The sequence below is a fragment of the Haladaptatus salinisoli genome, from assembly GCF_020614375.1.
Lineage (GTDB): Archaea > Halobacteriota > Halobacteria > Halobacteriales > Haladaptataceae > Haladaptatus > Haladaptatus salinisoli.
This window is the reverse complement of record NZ_CP085327.1, coordinates 2,152,210-2,173,926: the sequence shown is the minus strand read 5'-3', so window position 1 is coordinate 2,173,926 and position 21,717 is coordinate 2,152,210. Positions and strand designations below refer to the sequence as shown.

Below are 21,717 nucleotides of genomic sequence, written 5' to 3'. Positions count from 1 at the left end.
AAAATCATGAACTATGGGTAGCGACACCACACCAGTCATCGCGAAGGCCATCCGAACGCCGCAGGGGAAACAAGACGGCGTGTACGAGGACGTCCGGGGGGAGGACCTGTCGGTTCCGCTCGTCAACACCATCCTCTCCGAGACGGGGCTGACGGGCGACCACGTGGACGACCTCATGTGGGGCGTCGCGCAGCAGCGGAGCGAACAGGACAACAACGTCGGTCGAGTCATCGCGCTCCTCTCCGACCTCGGCGAGGGAGTTCCCGCCACCAGCGTCAACCGCTGGTGCGCCTCCTCGATGCAGGCGGTCATGAGCGCGAGCGACGCGATTCGGGCGGGTCAGCGACAGGCCATCATCGCGGGCGGAATGGAGCACATGTCCCGCGTCCCGATGGAGGGCGGCTATCAGGGACGGAACATCCACCCGCAGATGGCGGAGTTGTACAACCTCCCTGAACTTCAGATGGGGATGACCGCCGAGAAGGTCGCTGAGGAGTACGACATCTCCCGCGAAGACCAGGACGAGTACTCGCTCCGGAGTCACCAGCGCGCCGCCGACGCGACCGACTCCGGGCGCTTCGACGACGAAATCGTCCCCATCGAGACCGAGAACGGTCTCGTCGAAGAGGACGAGGGCATCCGCCGCGACACCAGTCTGGAAGCCCTGCAAGGCCTCCCGACCGTGTTCAAGGCCGACGGAACGGTCACGCCCGGCAACTCCTCGCAGATTTCGGACGGCGCGGCGGCCACCCTCGTCACCAGCGAAGCGTTCGCCGAAGACCACGGCCTCGACGTGTTGGCGTACGTCGGCGACAACAACGTCGCGGGCGTCGACCCGACGGTGATGGGCATCGGCCCGGTGCCGGCCACGCAGGGTCTGTTGGAGCGCACGGGCGAGAGCATCGACGACTTCGACCTCGTCGAACTGAACGAGGCGTTCGCCAGCCAGACGCTCTACTCCCAGCGCCAGCTCGGCGTCCCGGACGAGAAGTTCAACGTCAACGGCGGGGCCATCGCCATCGGCCACCCCCTGGGCGCCTCCGGCGCGCGCCTCCCCGTCACGCTCGTCCACGAGATGGAAAAGCGCGACGCGAAGAAGGGACTCGCCACGCTCTGCGTCGGCTTCGGTCAGGGCGGAGCGATAACGTTCGAGCGGCGGTAAACTCCCCGCTTATTTTAAGACAAAAGGAGAGGAATAATCACTCCTCGGAGCGACGGGTGAGGCGTGCCCCGAAATCGCAGCCTCCCCGCGACGCTGGCGTGGACGGTTCCAGCCCTCGTCGCGAGCGTCGTCGTGTTCGCGGCGTACCTCCTGACCCATCCGTATCCGGCGACCGGCGGCGGACTGTACCTCGCCATGGCGGAGGCGATACGCGACCACGGCTATCGATTCCCCGCCCGCGTCCCCGGGTACACGAACGGGGGGCTTCCGTTCGCGTATCCGCCGCTCGCGTTCTACGCCGTCGCGCTCGTTCGGGACGCGTTCGGCGTCGACCCGCTCGTGCTCACCCGCTACCTGCCCGGGTTCGTCACCGTCGCGTACGTCGTCCCGGTCTCCCTGCTGGGCCGGGAACTGTTCGCCGACCGCCCGGAGCCGAACCGCCGCGCGGGACTCGCGGCGCTCGTCGTGGCGACGAGTCCCGCCGTCTTCAAGTGGCACCTCTCGGCGGGAGGAATCGTTCGCGCACCGGCGTTCCTGTTCACCGTCGCGGGGTTGTACGCGGGGCTTCGACTCTTTCGGGACGGGAAGGCGGTGTGGGTCGTTCCGGGCGCGGGGCTGTTCGGACTGACCGTCCTCACGCACCCGTCGTATCCGGTGTTCTTCGGCGTCAGCTACCTCGTCTTCTACGGCTACCTCGACCGGTCGCTCGCGGGACTCCGGCGCGGTGCGCTCGTCGCGGTCGGCGGCCTCCTCCTCGCGTCGCCGTGGTGGGGGCAGGTCGTCGCCGTTCACGGGTTCGACGTGTTCGCCCGAACCGCGGGGTCGCGGCTGGGAATCGGACGGGGTCTCCTCTGGTTCCCCTCGAAGTTCCTCTACGCACACCGGACGCGGTTCCTCGCCGTGTGGCACGTCCTCGCGCTCCTCGGCATCGCGCACCTCGTCGCTCGAAGACGATACCTACTCCCGCTCTGGTTCGTCGCGACCGTGTTCGCGTTTCCGAAGCCGCGGTTCCTCGTGCTGGTCGGCGCGTTCGTCGTCGCGACGGCGGCGTTCGATTGGATACCGGGCTTGGTCGACGCGGGGCGAGACGCCGACCGAGCGGAGCGTCGAACGCTCCCGCTCCTGCTGGTCGGCCTGCTCGCCACGTACGGGGTCGTAACCGGGGGGCTCTACGCGGCGAACTACGAGCCGATTCCGGAGCGACCGCTGCACCGACTGCAGCAGGAACCGCTCCCGTCGTACATCGACGGCGACGACGTGGCGGCGATGCGGTGGGCGCGCGACCGAACGCACCCCGACGCGACGTTCCTCGTCGCGGGCGACGCCGCGGAGTGGTTCCCCGCGTTCGCGCGTCGAACCGTCGTCTCCTCCCCGTGGGGGGCCGAGTGGCTCCCGCCCGACGAGCGCGAGCGACAGGTCGCACTGTACCGGAAGAGCGCGACCTGCGCGTCGCCGGGCTGCATCGAGCGGGTGCTCGCCCGTGACGGGGTGTCGCCGGACTACGTGTACCTCACCCGCGAAGGGTCTCGAAGTTGGGTCGCACGCGAGGACTGGAGTTCGGCGCAGTGGCGGGCGCTGGTCGAGGGTTTGGACGCGGGCGACCGTACGGAGGTCGCGTTCCGGAACGAGGACGTGGTCATCGTTCGCGTTCGAGGAGTCGAACTGGCCGGGAGGAACCGAACAGTTCAGTCGTCCGCGCTCGCGGCGGTCGACCCCTCGGGCACCGTCCCGTCGTCGTTCCAGCCGCGCACCTCGTAGTACTCCGAGAGCGCCGATTCGAACTCCGGCAGATCGTAGGGTAGGGTGTCGTCCTCGCGGTCGAAGCCCCGCCGATTGTTGAAGTGGCGTTCGAGTTCGACGACGGCGGCCCCCATCTCCAGCAGTTCGTCGTACTCCTCGTCGAGGAGCGTTTCGAGCCGTTCCTCGGTCATGAAGTCCCGCGAGAACTTGCAGACGACGCCGCTGTCGAGGACCGCGTTGTGGTTCTCCTTCTCGACGACGAGCGGCGGTTTACCCTCCAGGCCCTCCGGGTCGACCGCCTCGTCCTTGCCGACGAGGGGGTACTCCTTCGAGTAGAACTCGGCGTACATGTGGTCCGCGCCGCGGTTGGAGACCGCGAACGCGAGTCCCTGTCCGTTCAGGGTGCGTCCGTCGTGGGCGGCGAATTCGAGACCCTTGACCGTCCAGTCCTCGACGCCGAGTTCGTCGGCGGCGCGGTGGACGCCCTCCGCGAGCAGGTCGCCCTCGTCCTCGCGGTAGGCAATCTTCTCGACCAGTTCGTGGATGAGGTCGCTGTTGCCGAACTCGTCGTTCGCGGCGAGGTAGGCCGAGACCACGTCGCCGCAGGAGATGGTGTCCATCCCCAACTCGTCGCAGAGGTCGTTGGACTTCATGACGGAGACCACGTCGTCCACGCCCGCGTTGCTCCCGAACGACATCACCGTCTCGTACTCGGGGCCTTCCGTCTCCAGTCCGGTCTCCTCGTCCCTCGTCGGGAGTTTGCAGGCGAACGCGCACTGCGAGCAGGTTCCGCGCTTGAACTTCTTCTCGGCGACCGCGTCGCCGCCGATGTCGCTCGCGCCCTCGAACTCCAGTTCCGAGAAGTAGCGCGTCGGGAGCGCGCTGACGTGGTTCGCGTACTCGGTCACGCTGGTCGTGCCGGCCTTCTTCATCGGATGGTCGTTCGCGGTCGCGGCCTCCCGGTGGACGTCCATCTGTATCGGGTCGATGTCGATGTCGGGTGCGCTGTCGCCGTCGAAGCTGACGCACTTCACGTTCTTCGCGCCCATCACCGCGCCGAGGCCGCCGCGACCGAACGCGCGGTGTTCGGTCGTCATGATGGCCGCGAACCGGACGCGGTTCTCGCCCGCCGGGCCGGCGACGACGAGTTGGTCGTCGCCGAGACCGCGCTCGTCGTCCATGTACTCGCCGACCTCGCCCACGGTGGCTTCGGCGAGGTGGGGTACCTCCTCGAACTCGACGCCCTCGTCCGTGACGTGAATCGCCACCAGTTCGTCGCTCGCCCCCGTCAGTTCCACCGCGCCGTACCCCGTCGCGCCGAAGTTACGGGAGAGGAAGCCCCCGGCGTTCGAGGAGAGGAGTCCGCCCGTGAGCGGCGAGACGCCGGTGCAGTTCATCCGCCCCGTGAAGCTCATGTTCGACACCTGCAACGGGCCGGTCGTGAAGTAGAGGCTGTTCTCGGGGCCGAACGGGTCGGCGTCGAACGGAATCCGGTCGTGAGCGAGTTTCGTCGCCACGCCGCGACCGCCGACGAACGACGACAGAACGTCGTCTATGTCCTCGGTGCGCGTCTCTCGGTTTCCGACGTCGATGGTTAGAAGCGAACCCTCGGTGTGGAGCATGTGAGCACCTTCGGAACTGGAGGCAATAAAAATGGCTCAATCGTAGCGCTCTTTCGAGACGGCTTGTTTTCCGCCGCGAAAAAGCGTAAACGGACGAGTATCTTTTTGCGCACGCTCGCCGAAGTGAAGGGTGTACGCCCGGGAAAGCCGAATCACAGAAATAGTCGACAATGAGCACCGAGTCATCGTCCGGGTCGCGGACGCTTTCGCGCGACGTGGCGTTCGAAATCCTCACGAACGCTCGACGCCGCTACGCCCTCGCATACCTCCGGTCACAGGCGGACGCCGTCTCCATCGGCGAACTCGCCGAGGAGGTCGCCGCGTGGGAACACGACACCACCACCGAACTCGTCTCCTCGAAAGAGCGGAAATCGGTCTACACCTCGCTGTACCAGACGCACCTCCCGAAGATGGCGGACGCCGGCGTCGTCGAGTACGACAGACAACGCGGCGTCGTGCGACTTCGAGACACCGCGGACGAACTCGACGACTACCTCTCTCCCGCGGCGGAGAAGCCGAACTGGAGCGGTTACTATCTCGCGCTCGCCGTCGTCACCGGAATCGCCGTCAGCGGCCATCTGGTCGGGATGTACCCCTTCACCGAGGCACCGGTGTTCGCCTACGTCGGGGTGCTCCTCGGGTCGTTCGCGCTCCTCTCGGCGGCCAACATGGGGCTCGTTCACAGAAATCGGGAACGCGGCGTTTAACGCGGGTGGCAGAGGTCGATGGCGTCCCGAACCGCCTCCCTCCGTCCGAGGAACGTGACGTGGTCCCCCTTCTGAAGCGTGAACTCCTCGCTCGGCACTTGAGTCTCGCCGTTCCGTCCGACGAGCGCGATGAGGACGCCGCCCGGCAGTTCGTCGTCCAGTTCGGCGATGGTCTTGCCGGTGAGGTCGGGTTCCGTCACCTCGATCTCCTGTACGTCGCCGGTCCGACCGAGTTCGGTCATCCAGTTCGAGAGCGCGGGGCGCTCGATGACGTTGTCGATGGCCCACGCGGTGGCGAGCGACGAGGAGATGGTACGGACGCCGAGGTCCTCGAAGGCGTCCACGTTGTCCGGGTTGTTCGCCCGGGCGATGATGGTCTCCACGTCGAACTTCGAGTCCGCGAGCTGGGCGACGAGTAAGTTCACGTCGTCGTCGCCGGTCGCGGCCACGACGATTCTCGCGTTGTCGGCACCCGCGGACCGGAGGACGTTCGTGTCCGTGCCGTCCCCTCGGTGGACGGTAAAGCCTTGGTCGCGGGCGATTTCGATTATCGATTCGTCCTGCTCGATGAGCACGACGTTCTCTCCACGGTCTTCGAGGCGTTCGGCGAGCGAACGGCCCACCTTCCCGCCTCCGATGATGAGTACGCGCATTGGAATCACGTTCAGATATTCCGCGATGTGGCGGGCGAAGCCGCCCTCGAACACGACGGTGACCACGATGACGAGGAAGACGGTTCCGATGAGCGCGGTCGCCGCAGCGTCCGCGTTCGGAATCGCCTGGTTGTTCTGCAGTCGGAAGGCGAACAGGGTCGCCACGGACGCCGGGATGATGCCGCGCGGGCCGACGAAACTGAGGAACAACTTCTCGCCGCGCGTGAACCGCGTTCCGGTGGTCGAGATGAACACGAGGAGCGGGCGGATGACGAGCATCACGGTGAGAACGACGACGACGCCGCCGATTCCCAGCGAGAACAGGTCGCTCGGCTCCAACAGGGCCGCCAGCGTGATGAACACGAACGAGAGCACGATGAGCGTGATGTCGCCCTTGAACTCCTCTATCTTCTCCTCGTAGGGGAGGTCGGCGTTTCCGAGCAGGATACCCGCCGTCGCGACCGCGGCGATGCCCGCTTCGTGCGCGAAGAAGTCCGCCGTGGCGTACGCGACGAGCGCGCCGGCCAACACGAGGAGACGCGCGTTCTGCGGCGCGTTTTCCCGCGAGAGGTCGACGTGGCTGAGCACGTACCAGATGGCGAGCGAAACGAGGAGTCCGACGAAGATGCCGGTGCCCAGTTTGCTGACGAACTGGCTCAGAAACTCGACGGGGGCGAACGCCTCCCCGCCGGTGAGGACGACCACCTCGAACATCACGATGGCGAGAATCGCCGCCGTCACGTCGTTGACGATGCCCTCGGTTTCGAGCGCGGCCGCCACCCGATTGCGGACGGGAACGACGGAGAGTATGGGGCTGATGACCGTTGGACCGGTCGCCACGAGGAGCGCGCCGATGAGAAACGAGATGTCCCACGCCGCATCGAGCGCGAAGTGGACGACGATGGCGGTTCCGAGCAACGCGATACTCGCGCCGAGCGTGACGAGGCGAATCTGCGCCGACGGCGCTTCGCGGAGCTTGTTCAGTTTGAGGTGGAACGCGCCTTCGAAGACGATGATGGCGACGCTCAACCCGACGATGGCCGAGAGGGCGCTCCCGAACGACGACGGCTCGAGCAGGCCGAGACCCACCGGACCGAAGACGACACCGGCGGAGAGGAGAAACAGCACGCTCGGCACGCGGAACCGATCGGCCAACACCTGCGACATGACGCCGAGACCGATGATTGCGACGACGAGCGGTATCAATCCGGCTCCCGATCCGGCGCTCACGAGCGTCCCTCCATGTACTCGAAGTGAGAAACCCGATGGTATAAAAACGCCCGTTCTTAATTCGCGTAGATAGCTTCGATGTCGTCGGCGAATCGGTCGAGGATGTTCCGGCGCTTCTTCTTCATCGTCGGCGTGAGCAGGTCGTTGTCCTCGGTGAACTCGACCGGAACGAGCCTGAACTGCTTTATCCGCTCGTAGGACTCGAACCGGCGGTTCGCCCGCTCCACTTCCTCCTCTATCCACTCGTACACCGCGTCGTTCCGGCAGAGTTCGCGGGGGTCGTCGGGAAGCGAGACGCCTTCGCGCTCGGCGCGCTTTCGCACCTCCTCGACGTTCGGGACGATGAGCGCGCTGACGAACCTCCGCCCGTCGCCCATCACCATACACTGCTCGACGATGTCGCAGGCGGCGAACGCGTCTTCGATGGGACCGGGTGCGACGTTCTTCCCGGTCGAGAGCACGAGCAGTTCCTTCGCGCGTTCGCGGAATTCGATGTAGCCGTCCGGTCGAAGCTCCACGATGTCGCCGGTTCGGAACCAGCCGTCCTCGGTGAACGAGTCATCGGTCGCCTCGGGCTTGTTCCAGTAGCCGTCGGTGACGTTCGGCCCCTTCACGAGCAGTTCGCCGACCTCCCCCTCTGCGTCGGCGAACCCGTCGCCCACGAGCGACGCGTCGACTTTCACCGCTTCGTCCACGACCGGCGTGCCGATGGTGCCTATCTTCGGCTCTTCGGGCGGGTTGACGGCGACGACCGGGGAGGTTTCGGTCAGCCCGTAGCCTTCGAGGATGGGGAGGCCCATGCCGTGATAGAGCGCACAGAGGTCGGCCGAGAGGCTGCCGCCGCCGCTGATGAGGAACTCGACGTTACCGCCGAGTCCGTCTTTGACCTTGTCGAAGACGAGTTTGTCGGCGAGGAGCTTTTTCGCTCGGAGGCCGACGCCCGGCGAGTCCGCCTCGTGGTACGCCACGCCCACGTCGGTCGCCCACTCGAAGATGCGGCGTTTCGCGTCGCTCTCCTCGGCCTGCGAGCGGATGGCGTCGTAGATTCGTTCGTACACTCGGGGGACGCTGGTGCCGGTCGTCGGGCGAACCGACTGGAAGTCGTCTCGGAGCGTGTCGGGGCTCTCCGCGTAGGCGACGGTGGCCCCGGCGGCGAACATCAGGAAGTGCCCCGACAGTCGCTCGAAGACGTGCGCGAGCGGGAGAAACGAGACGGTGCTGGCGTTCTCGTCGATGGTTGGCACGTCCTTGTCCGGTCGGGGGCCGAACCGCTTGTAACACTGGTTGACGTTCGCGCGGAAGTTCCGGTGGGTGAGTCGAACCCCCTTCGGCTGCCCCGTCGTCCCGCTGGTGTAGATGAGCGTGGCGAGGTCGTCGAGGTCTCGGGCGTCGAGCCACGACTCGTACTCGTCGCGGTCGAACGCCTCCGCGCCGCGGTCGTGAACCTCCGCGAGTGTGTGGATGTCGTCGCGGTCGTAGTCGCGAGAGAGGCCGTCCATCACGACGACGAACTCGAGGTCGAGGTTCTCCTCGGCCTCGAACACGCGCTCCAGTAGGTCCTCGTTCTCGACGACGACGGCGGTCGCCTCCGGGTCGCCGAGGAGGTACTCGACCTGCGAGACGGACGAGTTCCGGTAGACGGTCGTCACGACCGCGCCCGCCGCGAGCAGCGCGAAGTCGGTCTGCGCCCACTCCATCCTCGTGTCGGCGAAGATACCGACGCGGTCGTCCGACTCCACGCCGAGGTCGCGGAACCCCGCCGCGAGGTTGCGGACGATATCGCGCATCTCGGCGTAGGAGAGCGACCGAAACTCGCCCGGCGGGGCCGCCGCGAGGACGCTCTCCGTGAGCGACCGGTCGTACACGCCGCCCTTGTACTGCTGGGCGGGACGGTTCGCGTGCCGCTCGGCGCTATCCTCGAACATTCGAGGTATCGTCGTCTGCCCGATGACCGGGTCGGTGAACTCCTGCTCGGCGTCACGCCAATCCATGTCACGGGCTTCTGACTCGAAGCCCATTAAGGTAGTGTAAAACGATTAAGTAGTTTATTCCAGTTGGTTCGTAGACTAACGAGTTATTCGTCGTCGTGGGTGTCGAGGTAGTGGAGAACGCCGCGGGTGTTCATCGCGGCCTCGGCGCGGGCCTTCTCCGAACCCCACACGTCGTCCATCTCCTGTTCGGCCACGAAGTGCCGGACGACGGCCTCGTCGTCCTCCGCCGCCGCGCGCCGGGCCTCGACCGCGGCGACCCACTGCGAGAGCACGTCCTCGTACTCGTCCATCGCCTCGTCGGAGTACGGGCGCGGGCCGTAGTGGGTGTAGAGGAGCGTCGTCGGTGCGATTTCGCGGATGGTCTCCACGTCGTCCAGACAGGCGTCGAGGTCGAAGTTCGAGGGCGGCGACGTCACGTGAATCTCCTCGACGCTCGGCACCCAGATACCCGCCGCGTCCGCCGTGAACACCGCGTCGTTCTGACGGTCGTAGAATATCATCTGGTGCGGGGCGTGCCCCGGCGCGTTGACGGCCTCCAGTTCGTGGCTCCCGCAGTCGATGACGTCCCCGTCGGTCAGTTCGACCACGCGGTCTTCGGGAACCGGTTTCGGATCGGCGTAGAACCGCCACTGGTCGCCGACGGCGCGCTTCGTCCCCTCCACGAGTCGTCCGGGGTCGACGAGGTGGCGCGCACCGATTTCGGGGACGTACACCTCGGCGTTCGGACACTCCTCCGCGAGGAACCCCGCGCCCCCGGCGTGGTCGAGGTGGACGTGCGTCGGCGCGATGACCGCCACGTCCTCGCGCGCGATGTCGAGTTCGTCCAGGGCGTCCAGGATGTACTCGTAGTTGGTGCCGATGCCCGTCTCCACGATGGCCGGGCGCTCGGTGTCGAGGATGTAGACAGCGCCGTACTCCTCGGTGTCGTACATCCCGGTGTCGAGGCAGTATAGGTCCGAGCAGTCGCCCGTCGTGACTTTCCGCAGATCGCCGATTGCCATACGCCACCTCGTACCGCGGGAAGGAAAAACGGTTCGCGTTTACCCTCGGGGTCGCGGACTCCCTCACCGCAGTTGCTCGCGCGCCGCCGCCATCGCGGCTTCCAAATCCACGTCCGCGCCGACCGCGTGGAACGATTCGCCCACGGCGCGCACGCCCCGGAGCACCTGCTCCGAGGAGAGGTTACCCATGTTGCTCACCCGGAATATCTCGCCGCCGAGGTGGGCCTGTCCGCCGCTGATGCTCACGCCGCGCTCGGTCACCGCGTCGAAGAAGTCGTCCGGACGCTCGCGGACGTCGGCGGGGAGCGAGACCGCGGTGAGGGTGTTCGAGTAGTCCGAGGCGTCGTTCCGCTCGGGGAACATCGACAGCCCCATCGCGGTGAACGCCGACCGGAACGCCCGCGACTGCTTGCGGTGGCGGGAGATGCGCTCGGGCATCCCCTCCTCGGCGATGTGTTCGACCGCGACGGCGAGGCCGCGGAACAGCGGGACGGCGCTCGTGAACGGGGTCTGGTGGGTCTCCGCCTTCCGGAGGTGCCAGTCCAGATCCTCGTAGAACGGCGCGTCCTCGCCGTCGAAAGCGTCCTGCGCCCGGGGCGTGGCGTACAGCGCGCTGGTTCCCGGCGGGGCCGCGAGGCACTTCTGGGCGTCCGTGACCGCCACGTCGACGTTCCACTCGTCCACGAGGAACTCGTCGCCGCCGAGCGAGGTGACCCCGTCCACGACGTAGTAGGCGTCGTGCTCCGCGGCGATATCGCCGACCTCGGCGACCGGGTTGAGCAGGCCCGTGCTCGTCTCGTTGTGCACCATCGTTACGACCCTCGTGTCGTCGCTCACCGCCTCGCGGACGGCGTCGGGGTCGACGGGCTGGCCCCAGTCGAACGCGACTGGGGTCACGTTCGCGTGTCGGTCGGCGATGCGCTTGAACCGCCGACCGAACTTCCCGTTCACGACGGCGACCACTTCGTCGTCGCCACCGGCGAGGTTGGCGACCGCGGCTTCCATCGCCATCGTCGCCGTCCCGTTGAAGATGAGGCTGGTGCCGCCGCTCGTGGTCGGGGTTCCGTCGAGCGACGACCGCTCGAAGATGTGGTCGAGACCGTCCTGCGCACGCTCGTACACCGACTCGAACTCCGAGGAGCGGTGGGAGACCATCGGTTCGCTCATCGCGGTTCGGACGTCGTGCGCGAGGGGAACCGGGCCGGGATTGAGTAGGAGAAAGTCCTCTCGCATATCGCACCATTCGACGTCCCGGTAAATAAGCGTCGTGCGGGGCGCAAATTCCGCCACTTGTTGCCCGAACGCCGTCGCGGGCGACGGACGAGGCGGACCGGTCACGGAGCGAAGCGGAAACCGACTAGTTTTCGAGGCGGCGGGCGACCCGAACCAGCGCCTCGCCGGCGAGCGCGCCGGCCATTCCGAGGACGTGAAGCTAGCGGACCGAGAGCGTGCGTGAGACGATACGACAGAGAATAAAGACGTTTTGTTACGGTTCGTCCGACAGGTTCGGCACGAGCCACGCGAGGACCGCAGACGGACTGCGCGACTGCGTCCAGATGGTTCCCGGGCCTTCGAACTCGGCGAGGCAGCCCTCCTCGGTCCCGCGCAGCGATTTCACGCCCTCGACGCGCCGAACCGAGAAGTCGACGGTCTCCTCGAACGCGACGACGTGCCCCGTGTCCACGACGTACGTTTCGCCCGGGTCGAGGCTGACGACCGAAATCGCACCGTAGCTCGCCATGAACGACAGGCCGGACCCGGTCAGTTCGAGCAGGAAATCGGACTCGTTCTCGACGAACGTCTTGTCGCGGCTAAATTCGGCGTCGAACTCCACGTCGGGTTGCGCGGCGAGAAACGAGCAGGATTGAACGTACAGCGTCTCCTCGCGAAGTTCGTAGTGGACGATGTCGCCCGGAAACGGCGGCGCTACCGTGACGGTGCCGGGGCGGTTCGCGGTGAGCACCGTCGAGAAGGTCGCGTCGTCGCCGAGGAGCGTTTCCTTCAGCGACGCCGTCAACCCGCCCCGGTCGTTCGACGTGATCTCGACGCCCTGCGTGTGGCTGACTAACGACGACGACTCCAACCGAATTCGATCGCCTTCGTCCAGCGTCGCGACGAGTTCGGCGAACGACGGTCGATTCGTGATCTCGTACTCCATGCCCGCCTGAGGCACACCCCGCAGATGCATAGCCCTCGTGGCCTCGTGACTCCTCGATGACCTGCTTTCTCGGCGATTCACACGGTTTTCGGAATCGAGGCGGGTCGCCTCCGGAAGAAGTTCGATTCGCGCGTTCTCACGACGGCGTTCCGGAACTCCGGCGACTCACACGACCGAGCGCGACGCCGTCTCCGCCTGCACTTCCGGCTCGATGTACACCTTCTTGATGTGGTCGTTCGCGTCGAACATCCCGTCCTCGATGTCGGTGATTCGCTCGTCTATCTCGCCCGTGTCGAGCGTCGGGTCGAAGGCCACGTCCGCCGTGACGATGAGGCGGTCCGGTCCGAAGTAGACGGTGCGAAAGTCGATTATTCCGGTGACGCCGTCCCACTCGTCCAGCATCGCGCGGAGCTTATCCTCCTCCTCTTCGGGGAGGCTCTCGCCGAGCAGGAGGCGTTTGTTCTCCCACGCGAGCGCGACGGCGAAGCCCATCAGCATGAACCCGATGAGCAGGGCGGCCCCCGCGTCGTACATCGGGTTTCCGAGCCAGCGCGAGAGGAAGATCCCGAGGAGGGCGATGCCGGCGCCGGCGAGGGCGATGGTGTCCTCCGTGAGCGCCGTCAGCGTCGTCACGTTGCTGGTCTTGCGGAACGCCTCGCGGAAGCCGCTCCACTCCCGGCGCTCTATCTCCAACTTCATCGAGGTGTACGCTTTCTTGAAGGCGTAGCCCTCGAAGAGGATGGCTCCGACGAGCACCGCGTAGTTCACGTAGACGGGCGGGAACGTCTGTCCGAGCAGGGTGACCGATTGTCCCGCGCCGACCGTGTGGTGGTGCACGAGCGCGTTGTACCCGTGTTTTGCGCTCTCCCACCCGGCGATGCCGAAGAGGAGGACGCTGACGAGAAAGCTGTAGAAGAACTGTGCCTTGCCGTAGCCGAAGGGGTGTCCTCTGGTCGCCTCGCGCTGACCGTACCGGATGCCGATGAGCAGGAACACCTGATTCCCGGTGTCCGAGATGGAGTGGTACGTCTCCGAGAGCATCGCCGCGCTCCCGGTGAGGAGGAATCCGACGAACTTCAGGACGGCGATAGCTCCGTTGGCGACGAGGGCGGCGATAACGACGGACTTGCTGCTCGCCATTGTTCGACTAGCGTCCGTGCGGTGACAAAGCCCTTACGACGCACCCAAGAGCCCTCGGCGTCTACCGCGAAACGTGATAACCATCGTCTCCGACACCCACGGCACGACCGACCACGAACTCGCGGGACGGACGATGGAGGCGGTTCGGGACGCCGACCTCGTCGTCCACGCGGGGGACTTCACCACCGAAGCCGTGCTCGACGCGTTCGAAGCCGAGAGCGCTCGCCTGCTGGCGGTTCACGGAAATAACGCGACCCCGGCGGTGCGCGAGCGACTTCCGGAGGTGCGCACGTTCGAGGAGAACGGGGTTCGGTTCGCGCTCGCGCACCGCCGGGACGGCGGAAGCACGGGACTCGAGATGTTCGGCCGGGAGCGGGGGGCGGACGCGGTCGTCTTCGGTCACTCGCACCGGCACCTCGCTCGCAGGGCCGGCGAGGTGATGCTGTTGAATCCGGGAAGTTACGCTCGTCCGCGAGGAAATCTGCCGACGCACATCGAACTGGAGCCGCAGGACGGTGGCTTCGCTGGTGGAATTTACACGCGGAACGGGGAACTCGTGGAGGAGTTCCACGTCGGAGGGCTGGAAAGCTAATGGCGTTGGGCGGAGGGCCGAAGCAGGGCGGCTCCACCTTACGGTAGGTGGGCAGACATGAAGTACTCTTGGTAAGCACAAAAACGCATTTTAGTTATCGGTCGTTCAGGAGAAACCACCACGCGGCACCGAGGGCGAGAACGAGTGCACCGCCGGCGAAAAAGAGCGCTCCCGGCGGAATCGCGGTCGCCGCGGCGTCCGCCGCGGTCCGGGTCGCCTCCGCGGACTGCATCGAAAACGTCCCCACCTGTCCGCTCGTATCGGCGTTCCCGCCGGCGGTTTCTCCCCCGAGTCCGAACAGCCCTTCCGTGACGGCGTACTGGATGGCGGCGCTCGTGACGCCGAGCAACACGGCCACGCCGAGCAGGCGCGAGAGGGCGTCTTTGAGCCCCGTCGTCTGGTCTTCGCGGCCCGCGAAGAGGATGAGCGGGCCGTCGGTGGGCGCGTACACCTTCATCTCGCGTCCTTTCTCGGAGTAGATGGTGTCGACGGGCGAGATGAGTTCCGCGTCCTCGAGCTTGCCGAGGTGGTACTGGGCGTTCTGGAGCGATGTATCGACTCTATCGCTGAGTTCGGACGCCGTCGCGGGTTGGTCGTGGAGCGCGGAGAGGAGGCTCCGCGCCGTCCCGGACGAGAGCGCCCCGAGCAGGTCGTCGGCGTCGTCGCTGTCGACGCCGAGAACCCGCGGACTTCCGCCCGTCGGGGCTTCTACGTCCGAACTGGAGGGCAAGAGATCTGCCATACCTGAGCGTATACGACTACTCATCAATCAACTTTGTCACTAGCGCGGCGAAACGAATTTGGTTCGTGAACTGATAGACACTGCTATGGAACCACTCGGACTGCTCGGAGATGCGTTCGGCGACCCCGTGTTCGTCGGACTTCTCGTCGCCATACTCGCGTTCGTCTTCTTCATCTACCTGTTCATCCGCCGCACGCTCACCGGATTTCAGGAAGGAATGCGGAAAGGGCAGCGTTAAACCGCGCTTCGAATCGCTTCCGCCGCGGTTTCTACGTCCTCCCGATTCACGTCCCAGTGCGTACAGAATCGGACGACGTGCGTGTCGAACTGCGTGCCGAGCACGTCCCGCTCTTCGCACGCGGCGAGGAACTCGTCGGCGGTGAGTCCCGTTCCCTCGGTGTTCACGAGGACGATGTTCGTCTCCGGCGGCTGGACCGAGAGACCGTCGGCGTCGGCCACGCCCTCGGCGAGGACGCGGGCGTTCTCGTGGTCGTCGGCGAGGCGGGAGACGTTGTCGAGCGCGAGTAGGCCCGGCCCGGCGATGACGCCGGCCTGGCGCATCCCGCCGCCGAGCAGCTTTCGCGTACGACGTGCGCGCGCGATGAAATCTTCGTTTCCGGCGAGCATCGAACCGACGGGCGCGCCGAGGCCCTTCGAGAGGCAGAACATCACGGAGTCGACGTTCTCCGCGAACCGGGCGGGCGGCACGTCGCGCGCGACGGCCGCGTTGCACACCCGCGCGCCGTCGAGGTGGACGGGGACGCCGAGGTCGTGGGCCGCCTCCGCCGCCGCGTCTATCTCCTCCGGCGCGATGGCGACGCCGCCCTTGCTGTTGTGCGTGTTTTCGAGCGTCAGTAGCCCGGTTCCGGGTCGGTGAGCGTCCTCCTCGACGTAGCCGTCGCGCACCTGCTCGGGCGTCGGAATCCCGCGGTCGCCGCCGTCGATGGTTCGAACCTGGAGGGCGGCGTGCTGCGCGAGGCCGCCGAGTTCCCACTTGTAGACGTGGCTCTCGCGTTCGACCAGCACCTCCTGCCCGCGGTCGGTGTGGACGCGCGCCGCTATCTGGTTGCCCATCGTGCCGGTCGGAACGTAGAGGGCGGCCTCCGTCCCCATCAGTTCGGCGGCGCGGGCTTCCAGTTCGTTCACCGTCGGGTCTTCGCCGTACACGTCGTCGCCCACGTCGGCGTCGCGGGCGGCCGCTCGCATCTCGTCGCTCGGTTTCGTCACCGTGTCGCTCCGCAGGTCTATCATGTGCTAGCGGTGGTACTCGCGGTGCAAATACCCGACGTTCCCGGCGAGCGAGGAGCCGGCGAAACGACGTCGCCGTCCCGCCGGGGTCGAACGCCGAGACGAAGTATCGAAAGCGGTATCCGGTATCCGCGAAATCCACCACTATGGACTCTCGAATCAGGGAACACGCCGAAATCGTCGTCGACCATTCGCTCGATATCGAAGCCGGCGACAACGTGGTGCTTCGCGTCCCGTCGGTCGCCGACGACCTCGCGGTCGCGCTGTCCGAACTGCTCGGCGAGCGCGGGGCGTTCCCCCTCGTCACCGCCGGGCGACGCGACCGAAAGCGCGCCGCGTTTCTCGACGCGGTCGACCCCGACGCCCTCGACACGCCGGAGCACGAGCGGGCGCTGTTCGAAGCCGCCGACGCCGTCGTTCACGTCCGCGCGCACGAGAACGCCTCCGACATGAGCGACGTGGACGCGGAGACGCACGCCGCGTACAACCAGGCGTACCAGCCGATACAGGAGGAAATCCTCGCCGGTCGCTGGTGTCTCACCCAGTTCCCGTCGCCGGGGAGCGCGCAGTTGGCCGAGATGAGCACGTCCTCCTACGAGGAGTTCGTCTACGGCGCGATGAACAAAGACTGGGAGGAACAGCGAGAGTTCCAACAGCAGATGGTCGAGATTTTGGACCCCGCCGACGAGGTTCGTATCGTCTCGGGCGACACGACCGACCTCACCATGTCCGTCGCGGACATGAAGACCATCAACGACCACGGGAAGAACAACCTCCCCGGCGGCGAGGTGTTCACCGCGCCCGTGCCCGACTCCGTCGAGGGCGAGGTGCTCTTCGACAAACCGCTCGTCCATCAGGGCCACATCGTGGAGAACGTCTGGCTCGAATTCGAGGGCGGCGACGTGGTCGATTTCAGCGCCGAGAAGAACGAGGAGGTGCTCGCGGGCGTGCTCGATACGGACGAGGGTGCGCGCCGCCTCGGCGAACTCGGCATCGGGATGAACCGCGACATCGACCGGTTCAGCTACAACATGCTGTTCGACGAGAAGATGGGCGACACCGTCCACCTCGCGGTCGGCATGGCCTACGACATCTGCGTCCCCGACGACGTAGAGAAGAACGAGAGCGCGGTTCACGTGGACATAATCGTCGACATGAGCGAGAACTCATTCATCGAAGTGGACGGGGAGGTCGTCCAGCGGAACGGGACGTTCCGATTCGAGGACGGGTTCGAGGGATAGTTCGGTCGCCACTTCTGTCCTCGCGACGACAACGCGCGATGGAATTCGCCTATATAACCGTTGTGGCCCGCGGAATTTAAGTGGCTGCGATAGCATAGCGTTTCGCGTGCCGAAAGTACCCTGCCCCGACTGTCGCCGGAACATCGCCTTTCACGAACTGGAAACCAAGACCGTCGCCCAGTCGAGCGGGTTCTCGACGAACTACCGCTGTCCGTTCTGCCGGAACGTCATCGAGAACGTCGCAGAGTTGCTGTAGCCCGCGCTAGCGAAAAACGCCAAATCCGCGCGAGCGAGCGAGATAACAACCGCGCGCGCAGCCGTTCGCCGTCGATCCTCCGCCGGTCACCCAACACGGCGTGTTCCTCGCGCGCCCAGTCCAGCGTGGCGAGCGAGTACGCGTGCGGGCCGTCGTCGACCATACGCCGAGGAGCAACGGCGCGTTGAAAGTCGTTTCGCCTCCGACGACCGTCGGTAACGGTCCGTTTCCGACGGTCGAACTCGCGAACGCTCGGCCGGATGGATCCAAATTTCCGGAACCGAGCGGCGGGCGTCGCGCGGTTGCTGAAGTTTTTACCGGACGACGAACAATCCCCGGACGATGGCAGAGGTGAGCGCGGACGAGAATCCGTACGTCGAAGACCCGCGGACCGACTTCGATCCGATAGACCGGGTGGACGAGCGCGAAGCGCGCGAACAGGCCGAACTGCTCCGGGAGGCGATTCGCCACCACGATTACCGCTACTACGTCGAGAACGACCCCGTCATCGCCGACCGGACGTACGATGCCCTCTTCAAACGCCTGCAGGAACTCGAAGACGCCTTCGGAATCCAGACCGAGGACAGTCCGACCCGGCGGGTCGGCGGCGAACCGCTGGACGAACTCGGCACGGTCGAGCACGTCGCCCTGATGCTCTCCATCGACTCCAGCGGCGAGGCCGGCGACGTGCGCGCGTTCGACGACCGGATTCGCCGGGAGGTCGGCGACGTGCGGTACGTCTGCGACCCGAAGTTCGACGGCCTCTCGCTCGAAGTCGTCTACGAGGACGGCGAGTACGTCCGCGCCGCCACCCGCGGCGACGGCGAGACGGGCGAGGACGTGACCGAGAACGTCCGCACCATCGCCAGCGTCCCCCACCACCTCCGCGGCGACCACCCCGACTTCCTCGCGGTGCGCGGGGAAGTGTACATGGGTCGAGACGCCTTCCGGGAGTTCAACCGGGAGCGAGTCGAGCGGGGCGACGACCCCTTCGCCAACCCCCGAAACGCCGCCGCCGGGTCGCTCCGCCAACTCGACCCCTCCGTGACCGCAGAACGCCCGCTCGACTGTTTCTTCTACGACGTGCTGGACGCTAGCGAGGAGTTCGAATCCCACTGGGCCGAGTACGAGGCGCTGCCGGAGTACGGCCTGAAGGTGACCGACCGAACGACCCGCGTTTCGGACATCGAGGACGCCATCGTCTACCGCGACGAGTTGATGGCCGACCGGGAGGAACTGGACTACGAAATCGACGGCGTCGTCATCAAGGTGGACGACCGGGCGAAGTGCGACGAACTCGGCGCGACGGCGCGCTCCTACCGCTGGTCGTACGCGTACAAGTTCCCGGCGCGCGCGGAGGAGACGAAGATAACCGACGTCATCCTGCAGGTGGGGCGCACGGGTCGACTCACTCCCGTCGCGCTGCTCGAACCGGTCGACGTCGGCGGCGTCACCGTCTCGCGCGCCAGCCTCCACAACCCGGAGGAGATAGCGGAGAAGAACGTCAACGTCGGGGACGAGGTGAAGGTCGAACGCGCCGGCGACGTGATTCCCTACGTCGACGAAGTGGTCGAGAAGCACGCCGAGGGCCACTACGAATTCCCAGACCGCTGTCCCGTCTGCGACAGTCCGGTCGAACGCGACGGGCCGATAGCGTTCTGCACGGGCGGGTTGGCCTGCGACGCCCAACTACGCCGCGCCGTCGCGTACTACGCCGGCGACGACGGACTCGACATCGAGGGGTTGGGCGAGGAGCGCGTCGAACAACTCATCGACGCCGGTATCGTCGAATCCCTGCCCGACCTCTACGAACTCGACGGGGAGGAACTGCTCGAACTCGACGGCTGGGGCGAGAAGAGCGCCGAGAACCTGCTCGGCGAAATCGAGGATTCGAGGCGACCGTCGCTCGCGAATTTCATCTCGGCCATCGGCATCCCCCGCGTCGGAACCGAGACGGCCCGCGAGTTGGCCCGGCGGTTCGGCTCGTTCGAGGCGGTGATGGACGCGACCCCCGAGGAGTTGGAGTCGGTGCCGGACGTCGGGCCGAAAGTCGCCGGACAGATTCGGGAGTTCTTCGACTCCGAGCGAAACCGCGAGGTCATCCGCGAACTTCTGACGCACGTCGAACCGCAGCGCGAGGAGACCGAGGGCGGCGACGAACTCGCCGGACTCACCTTCGTGTTCACGGGGTCGCTCTCGCTGCCGCGCTCGGACGTCGCCGACCTCGTCGAAGGTCACGGCGCGAACGCGACGGGGAACGTCTCGGGCAACACCGACTACCTGGTGGTCGGCGAGAATCCGGGGCGGACGAAGCGCGAGGACGCCGAGGAGCGAGGGGTGCCGGTGCTCGAGGAGGAGGAGTTCTGGGACGTGCTGGAGGAGAACGGCGTCGAAGCTTAGAGGTCGGCTCGCTCGAAGACGAGGATGCCGATGGCAACCGGCACGAACAGCCAGAACAGCAGGTAAGCCACGACGAAGACGTCGCTGAGGTAGAACGGGACCGAACCGCCGAACGCTTGGGCGACGGCCGGCCGAACGAACTGGTTGAACAGTTGCAGCCGGGCGTCCAGCTGCTTCTCTATGAGAACCGTATCGACGAGCGTCTTGTACGCCGTCGTGGGGTTGAGTAACGTGACGAAGAGGTACACCTTGGCCTGCCCCGCCACCTCCATGTTGAACCGCTTCGTGAGGGCGGTGACTATCTGGTTGGTGAGGGCGCTCCACAGCACGACGAACGAAATGTACAGCGCGACGCAGGCGACCATCGAGCGTCGGCTGGTGCTCGCGGCCGCGGAGATGCCGACCGAGAGGCCGACGAACACGAGGCCGAGGAGGAGCGTGAGCAACGCGAACAGCAGGTAGTTGACGGCGGCGAACTCGAGGCTCGTGAGCAGCAGAACGACGGCGGCGAAGACGAATCCGATGAGGGTCGAAACGCCGACCACGGCGCTCCGACCGAGCACCTTCCCGAACACCACGTCGTCGCGCGAATGGGGGAGCGAGAGCAACAGCTTCAGCGACCCCGACTCGCGCTCGCGGGTGACGGCGGCGTATCCGATGACGATGGAGATGAGCGGGACGAGCGTGGCCGTCCCCTGCTTCATCAGGTAGAGGAACGCGTCGGTCGTTCCGCCGCCTCGTCCGCCTCCCCCGCCCATCTCGAGGTAGAACACCAACAGCGGCGGGAGCGAGAAGACGAGCACGAACAGCGCGGTCAACGCCCACAGCCACCGCGAGCGGAGCGAGTCCCGGAAGTCCTTTCGCGCGACTGCCTGCCACGTCATGCCGTGACCTCCCGCTCGGTGTAGGCCACGAAGAGGTCCTCCAGCGACGCCTCCTCGGTCTCGAAGTCGTCGATGTTAGCGCCAGCGTTCTCCAGCGCGGCGATGACCGTCGTCTTGACGCTCGTCTCGCAGGCGACGAACAGCGTGTCTCCGTCCCGGTTCACGCCCGAGACGCCGTCGATTTCGCGGACTCGGTCGAGCGCGCCCGGCGGGAGCGAGGTCGTCTCGATTCGAAGCCGGGTCTCGGCTCCGGACGCCTCCCGCAGGCCGTCGATGGAATCCTCGGCGACGAGTTCGCCGTCGCGGAGGATGCCGACGCGGTCGCAGACCGCCTCGACCTGTCCGAGGATGTGACTGGAGAAGAAGACGGTCGCGCCGCGCTCCTGCTCGGCGCGGACGATTTCGCGCATCTCGCGGGCACCGTTCGGGTCGAGACCGGTCGAGGGTTCGTCGAGGATGAGCAACTCCGGTTCGCCGACGAGCGCCATGGCGAGCGCGAGTCGCTGGGCCATCCCCTTCGAGTAGCCGCCGGCCTTCCGGTCGGCGGCGTCGAGGATGCCGACTCGGTCGAGGAGCGCGTCGGGGTCGTCCTCCGCCTCCTTCGATTCGATGGCGAACTCGACGTGCTGGCGACCCGTAAGTCGGTCGTACACCGAGAAACCCTCGGGGAGGACGCCGGTTCGGCTACGGACGGCGACGCTCTCGGCCTGCGCGTCGCGGCCGAGAACTTCCACCTCGCCGCTCGTCGGGCGGATAAAATCGAGGACGAGGTTGATGGTCGTGGACTTCCCCGCGCCGTTCGGGCCGAGGAAGCCGAACACCTCTCCTTCCCTGACTTCGAGCGAGAGGTCGTCGACGGCGGTGACGCCGTCGTACCGCTTGGTCACTTCGTCGATTCGAATGGCGGCCATGCTTTCCGCTTATGCCAACTGCCGTAAAACGTTACTGTT

Annotated in this window: 20 protein-coding genes; 9 read left to right on the top strand and 11 right to left on the bottom strand. The window is 66.2% G+C overall.

All coding sequences use genetic code 11. The features are described 5' to 3' along the window. The first annotated feature begins 13 nt into the window (after nucleotides 1–13). Nucleotides 14–1,162 carry a thiolase family protein gene (locus LIX00_RS11855; protein WP_227353394.1) on the top strand — a complete coding sequence of 383 codons (1,149 nt, stop codon included), beginning with the start codon at nucleotides 14–16 and terminating at the stop codon, nucleotides 1,160–1,162. A gap of 63 nt (nucleotides 1,163–1,225) precedes the next feature. Beyond that, nucleotides 1,226–2,920, top strand: coding sequence for an ArnT family glycosyltransferase (locus LIX00_RS11850; protein WP_227353393.1), 1,695 nt, complete (start codon nucleotides 1,226–1,228; stop codon nucleotides 2,918–2,920). Here the strand turns inward: LIX00_RS11850 and LIX00_RS11845 are convergent. Next, entirely contained in the window at nucleotides 2,848–4,524 is a 1,677-nt protein-coding gene (locus LIX00_RS11845) for an aldehyde ferredoxin oxidoreductase family protein (protein ID WP_227353392.1), read from the bottom strand. The two genes, LIX00_RS11850 and LIX00_RS11845, sit on opposite strands and share 73 nt — an antisense overlap. A gap of 170 nt (nucleotides 4,525–4,694) precedes the next feature. Between LIX00_RS11845 and LIX00_RS11840 the strand changes: the two genes are divergently transcribed. Beyond that, nucleotides 4,695–5,231: a DUF7344 domain-containing protein gene (locus LIX00_RS11840; RefSeq protein WP_227353391.1), complete on the top strand. Its 537-nt coding sequence runs from the start codon at nucleotides 4,695–4,697 to the stop codon at nucleotides 5,229–5,231. On the opposite strand, the gene LIX00_RS11835 is transcribed toward LIX00_RS11840, so the two are convergent. The 4 genes from LIX00_RS11835 to LIX00_RS11820 form a co-directional block, all read right to left on the bottom strand. Then, nucleotides 5,228–7,114 (bottom strand): cation:proton antiporter domain-containing protein, encoded by a 1,887-nt coding sequence (locus tag LIX00_RS11835; protein ID WP_227353390.1) that lies wholly within the window; start codon nucleotides 7,112–7,114, stop codon nucleotides 5,228–5,230. The genes LIX00_RS11840 and LIX00_RS11835 overlap by 4 nt on opposite strands. 56 nt (nucleotides 7,115–7,170) lie before the next feature. Then, on the bottom strand, nucleotides 7,171–9,105 hold the full coding sequence (locus LIX00_RS11830) for an AMP-dependent synthetase/ligase (RefSeq protein WP_227353389.1): 1,935 nt from the start codon (nucleotides 9,103–9,105) through the stop codon (nucleotides 7,171–7,173). A gap of 83 nt (nucleotides 9,106–9,188) precedes the next feature. Beyond that, nucleotides 9,189–10,106 carry an MBL fold metallo-hydrolase gene (locus LIX00_RS11825; protein WP_227353388.1) on the bottom strand — a complete coding sequence of 306 codons (918 nt, stop codon included), beginning with the start codon at nucleotides 10,104–10,106 and terminating at the stop codon, nucleotides 9,189–9,191. A 63-nt stretch (nucleotides 10,107–10,169) separates the two neighbouring features. Beyond that, the gene (locus LIX00_RS11820) at nucleotides 10,170–11,339 is read right to left on the bottom strand and encodes a pyridoxal-phosphate-dependent aminotransferase family protein (RefSeq protein ID WP_227353387.1); all 1,170 of its coding nucleotides are present in this window, start codon (nucleotides 11,337–11,339) and stop codon (nucleotides 10,170–10,172) included. A 34-nt stretch (nucleotides 11,340–11,373) separates the two neighbouring features. On the opposite strand from LIX00_RS11820, the gene LIX00_RS11815 reads away from it, so the two are divergent. Continuing rightward, on the top strand, nucleotides 11,374–11,562 hold the full coding sequence (locus LIX00_RS11815) for a hypothetical protein (RefSeq protein WP_227353386.1): 189 nt from the start codon (nucleotides 11,374–11,376) through the stop codon (nucleotides 11,560–11,562). 30 nt (nucleotides 11,563–11,592) lie between these two features. Here LIX00_RS11815 and LIX00_RS11810 read toward each other — a convergent pair whose 3' ends face one another. Together LIX00_RS11810 and LIX00_RS11805 are read right to left on the bottom strand one after the other, a co-directional pair. Then, nucleotides 11,593–12,264 carry a TIGR00266 family protein gene (locus LIX00_RS11810; protein ID WP_227353385.1) on the bottom strand — a complete coding sequence of 224 codons (672 nt, stop codon included), beginning with the start codon at nucleotides 12,262–12,264 and terminating at the stop codon, nucleotides 11,593–11,595. A 165-nt stretch (nucleotides 12,265–12,429) separates the two neighbouring features. After that, complete coding sequence (locus LIX00_RS11805) at nucleotides 12,430–13,404, bottom strand: cation diffusion facilitator family transporter (protein ID WP_227353384.1); 975 nt, start codon at nucleotides 13,402–13,404, stop codon at nucleotides 12,430–12,432. A 73-nt stretch (nucleotides 13,405–13,477) separates the two neighbouring features. Between LIX00_RS11805 and LIX00_RS11800 the strand changes: the two genes are divergently transcribed. Beyond that, complete coding sequence (locus LIX00_RS11800) at nucleotides 13,478–13,996, top strand: metallophosphoesterase (protein WP_227353383.1); 519 nt, start codon at nucleotides 13,478–13,480, stop codon at nucleotides 13,994–13,996. A gap of 94 nt (nucleotides 13,997–14,090) precedes the next feature. On the opposite strand, the gene LIX00_RS11795 is transcribed toward LIX00_RS11800, so the two are convergent. After that, nucleotides 14,091–14,738, bottom strand: coding sequence for an ArsR/SmtB family transcription factor (locus LIX00_RS11795; protein WP_227353382.1), 648 nt, complete (start codon nucleotides 14,736–14,738; stop codon nucleotides 14,091–14,093). Between the two features lie 85 nt (nucleotides 14,739–14,823). Here LIX00_RS11795 and LIX00_RS11790 point away from each other — a divergent pair, with 85 nt between their 5' ends. Beyond that, complete coding sequence (locus LIX00_RS11790; RefSeq protein ID WP_227353381.1) at nucleotides 14,824–14,976, top strand: DUF7859 family protein; 153 nt, start codon at nucleotides 14,824–14,826, stop codon at nucleotides 14,974–14,976. Here LIX00_RS11790 and LIX00_RS11785 read toward each other — a convergent pair. Then, the gene (locus LIX00_RS11785) at nucleotides 14,973–15,989 is read right to left on the bottom strand and encodes a threonine aldolase family protein (protein ID WP_227353380.1); all 1,017 of its coding nucleotides are present in this window, start codon (nucleotides 15,987–15,989) and stop codon (nucleotides 14,973–14,975) included. The two genes, LIX00_RS11790 and LIX00_RS11785, sit on opposite strands and share 4 nt — an antisense overlap. 143 nt (nucleotides 15,990–16,132) lie before the next feature. Between LIX00_RS11785 and LIX00_RS11780 the strand changes: the two genes are divergently transcribed. The 3 genes from LIX00_RS11780 (at nucleotide 16,133) to ligA (ending at nucleotide 19,883) form a co-directional block, all read left to right on the top strand. Continuing rightward, nucleotides 16,133–17,227 carry an aminopeptidase gene (locus LIX00_RS11780; RefSeq protein ID WP_227353379.1) on the top strand — a complete coding sequence of 365 codons (1,095 nt, stop codon included), beginning with the start codon at nucleotides 16,133–16,135 and terminating at the stop codon, nucleotides 17,225–17,227. Between the two features lie 106 nt (nucleotides 17,228–17,333). After that, nucleotides 17,334–17,483 (top strand): phage terminase large subunit family protein, encoded by a 150-nt coding sequence (locus LIX00_RS11775; RefSeq protein ID WP_227353378.1) that lies wholly within the window; start codon nucleotides 17,334–17,336, stop codon nucleotides 17,481–17,483. Between the two features lie 342 nt (nucleotides 17,484–17,825). Further along, the gene (ligA, locus tag LIX00_RS11770) at nucleotides 17,826–19,883 is read left to right on the top strand and encodes an NAD-dependent DNA ligase LigA (protein WP_227353377.1); all 2,058 of its coding nucleotides are present in this window, start codon (nucleotides 17,826–17,828) and stop codon (nucleotides 19,881–19,883) included. Here the strand turns inward: ligA and LIX00_RS11765 are convergent. Together LIX00_RS11765 and LIX00_RS11760 are read right to left on the bottom strand one after the other, a co-directional pair. Further along, complete coding sequence (locus LIX00_RS11765) at nucleotides 19,880–20,767, bottom strand: ABC transporter permease subunit (protein ID WP_227353376.1); 888 nt, start codon at nucleotides 20,765–20,767, stop codon at nucleotides 19,880–19,882. The genes ligA and LIX00_RS11765 overlap by 4 nt on opposite strands. Beyond that, nucleotides 20,764–21,678: an ABC transporter ATP-binding protein gene (locus LIX00_RS11760; RefSeq protein WP_227353375.1), complete on the bottom strand. Its 915-nt coding sequence runs from the start codon at nucleotides 21,676–21,678 to the stop codon at nucleotides 20,764–20,766. Before LIX00_RS11760 ends, LIX00_RS11765 begins: the two co-directional genes overlap by 4 nt. Nucleotides 21,679–21,717: the final 39 nt, after the last annotated feature.

Coding starts and splice junctions, on each gene's coding strand:
- ligA (WP_227353377.1), top strand. CDS start 17,826: ATGGCAGAGGTGAGCGCGGACGAGAATCCGTACGTCGAAGACCCGCGG.
- LIX00_RS11830 (WP_227353389.1), bottom strand. CDS start 9,105: ATGGATTGGCGTGACGCCGAGCAGGAGTTCACCGACCCGGTCATCGGG.
- LIX00_RS11780 (WP_227353379.1), top strand. CDS start 16,133: ATGGACTCTCGAATCAGGGAACACGCCGAAATCGTCGTCGACCATTCG.
- LIX00_RS11810 (WP_227353385.1), bottom strand. CDS start 12,264: ATGGAGTACGAGATCACGAATCGACCGTCGTTCGCCGAACTCGTCGCG.
- LIX00_RS11795 (WP_227353382.1), bottom strand. CDS start 14,738: ATGGCAGATCTCTTGCCCTCCAGTTCGGACGTAGAAGCCCCGACGGGC.
- LIX00_RS11790 (WP_227353381.1), top strand. CDS start 14,824: ATGGAACCACTCGGACTGCTCGGAGATGCGTTCGGCGACCCCGTGTTC.
- LIX00_RS11820 (WP_227353387.1), bottom strand. CDS start 11,339: ATGCGAGAGGACTTTCTCCTACTCAATCCCGGCCCGGTTCCCCTCGCG.
- LIX00_RS11765 (WP_227353376.1), bottom strand. CDS start 20,767: ATGACGTGGCAGGCAGTCGCGCGAAAGGACTTCCGGGACTCGCTCCGC.
- LIX00_RS11845 (WP_227353392.1), bottom strand. CDS start 4,524: ATGCTCCACACCGAGGGTTCGCTTCTAACCATCGACGTCGGAAACCGA.
- LIX00_RS11805 (WP_227353384.1), bottom strand. CDS start 13,404: ATGGCGAGCAGCAAGTCCGTCGTTATCGCCGCCCTCGTCGCCAACGGA.
- LIX00_RS11760 (WP_227353375.1), bottom strand. CDS start 21,678: ATGGCCGCCATTCGAATCGACGAAGTGACCAAGCGGTACGACGGCGTC.
- LIX00_RS11840 (WP_227353391.1), top strand. CDS start 4,695: ATGAGCACCGAGTCATCGTCCGGGTCGCGGACGCTTTCGCGCGACGTG.
- LIX00_RS11825 (WP_227353388.1), bottom strand. CDS start 10,106: ATGGCAATCGGCGATCTGCGGAAAGTCACGACGGGCGACTGCTCGGAC.
- LIX00_RS11855 (WP_227353394.1), top strand. CDS start 14: ATGGGTAGCGACACCACACCAGTCATCGCGAAGGCCATCCGAACGCCG.
- LIX00_RS11785 (WP_227353380.1), bottom strand. CDS start 15,989: ATGATAGACCTGCGGAGCGACACGGTGACGAAACCGAGCGACGAGATG.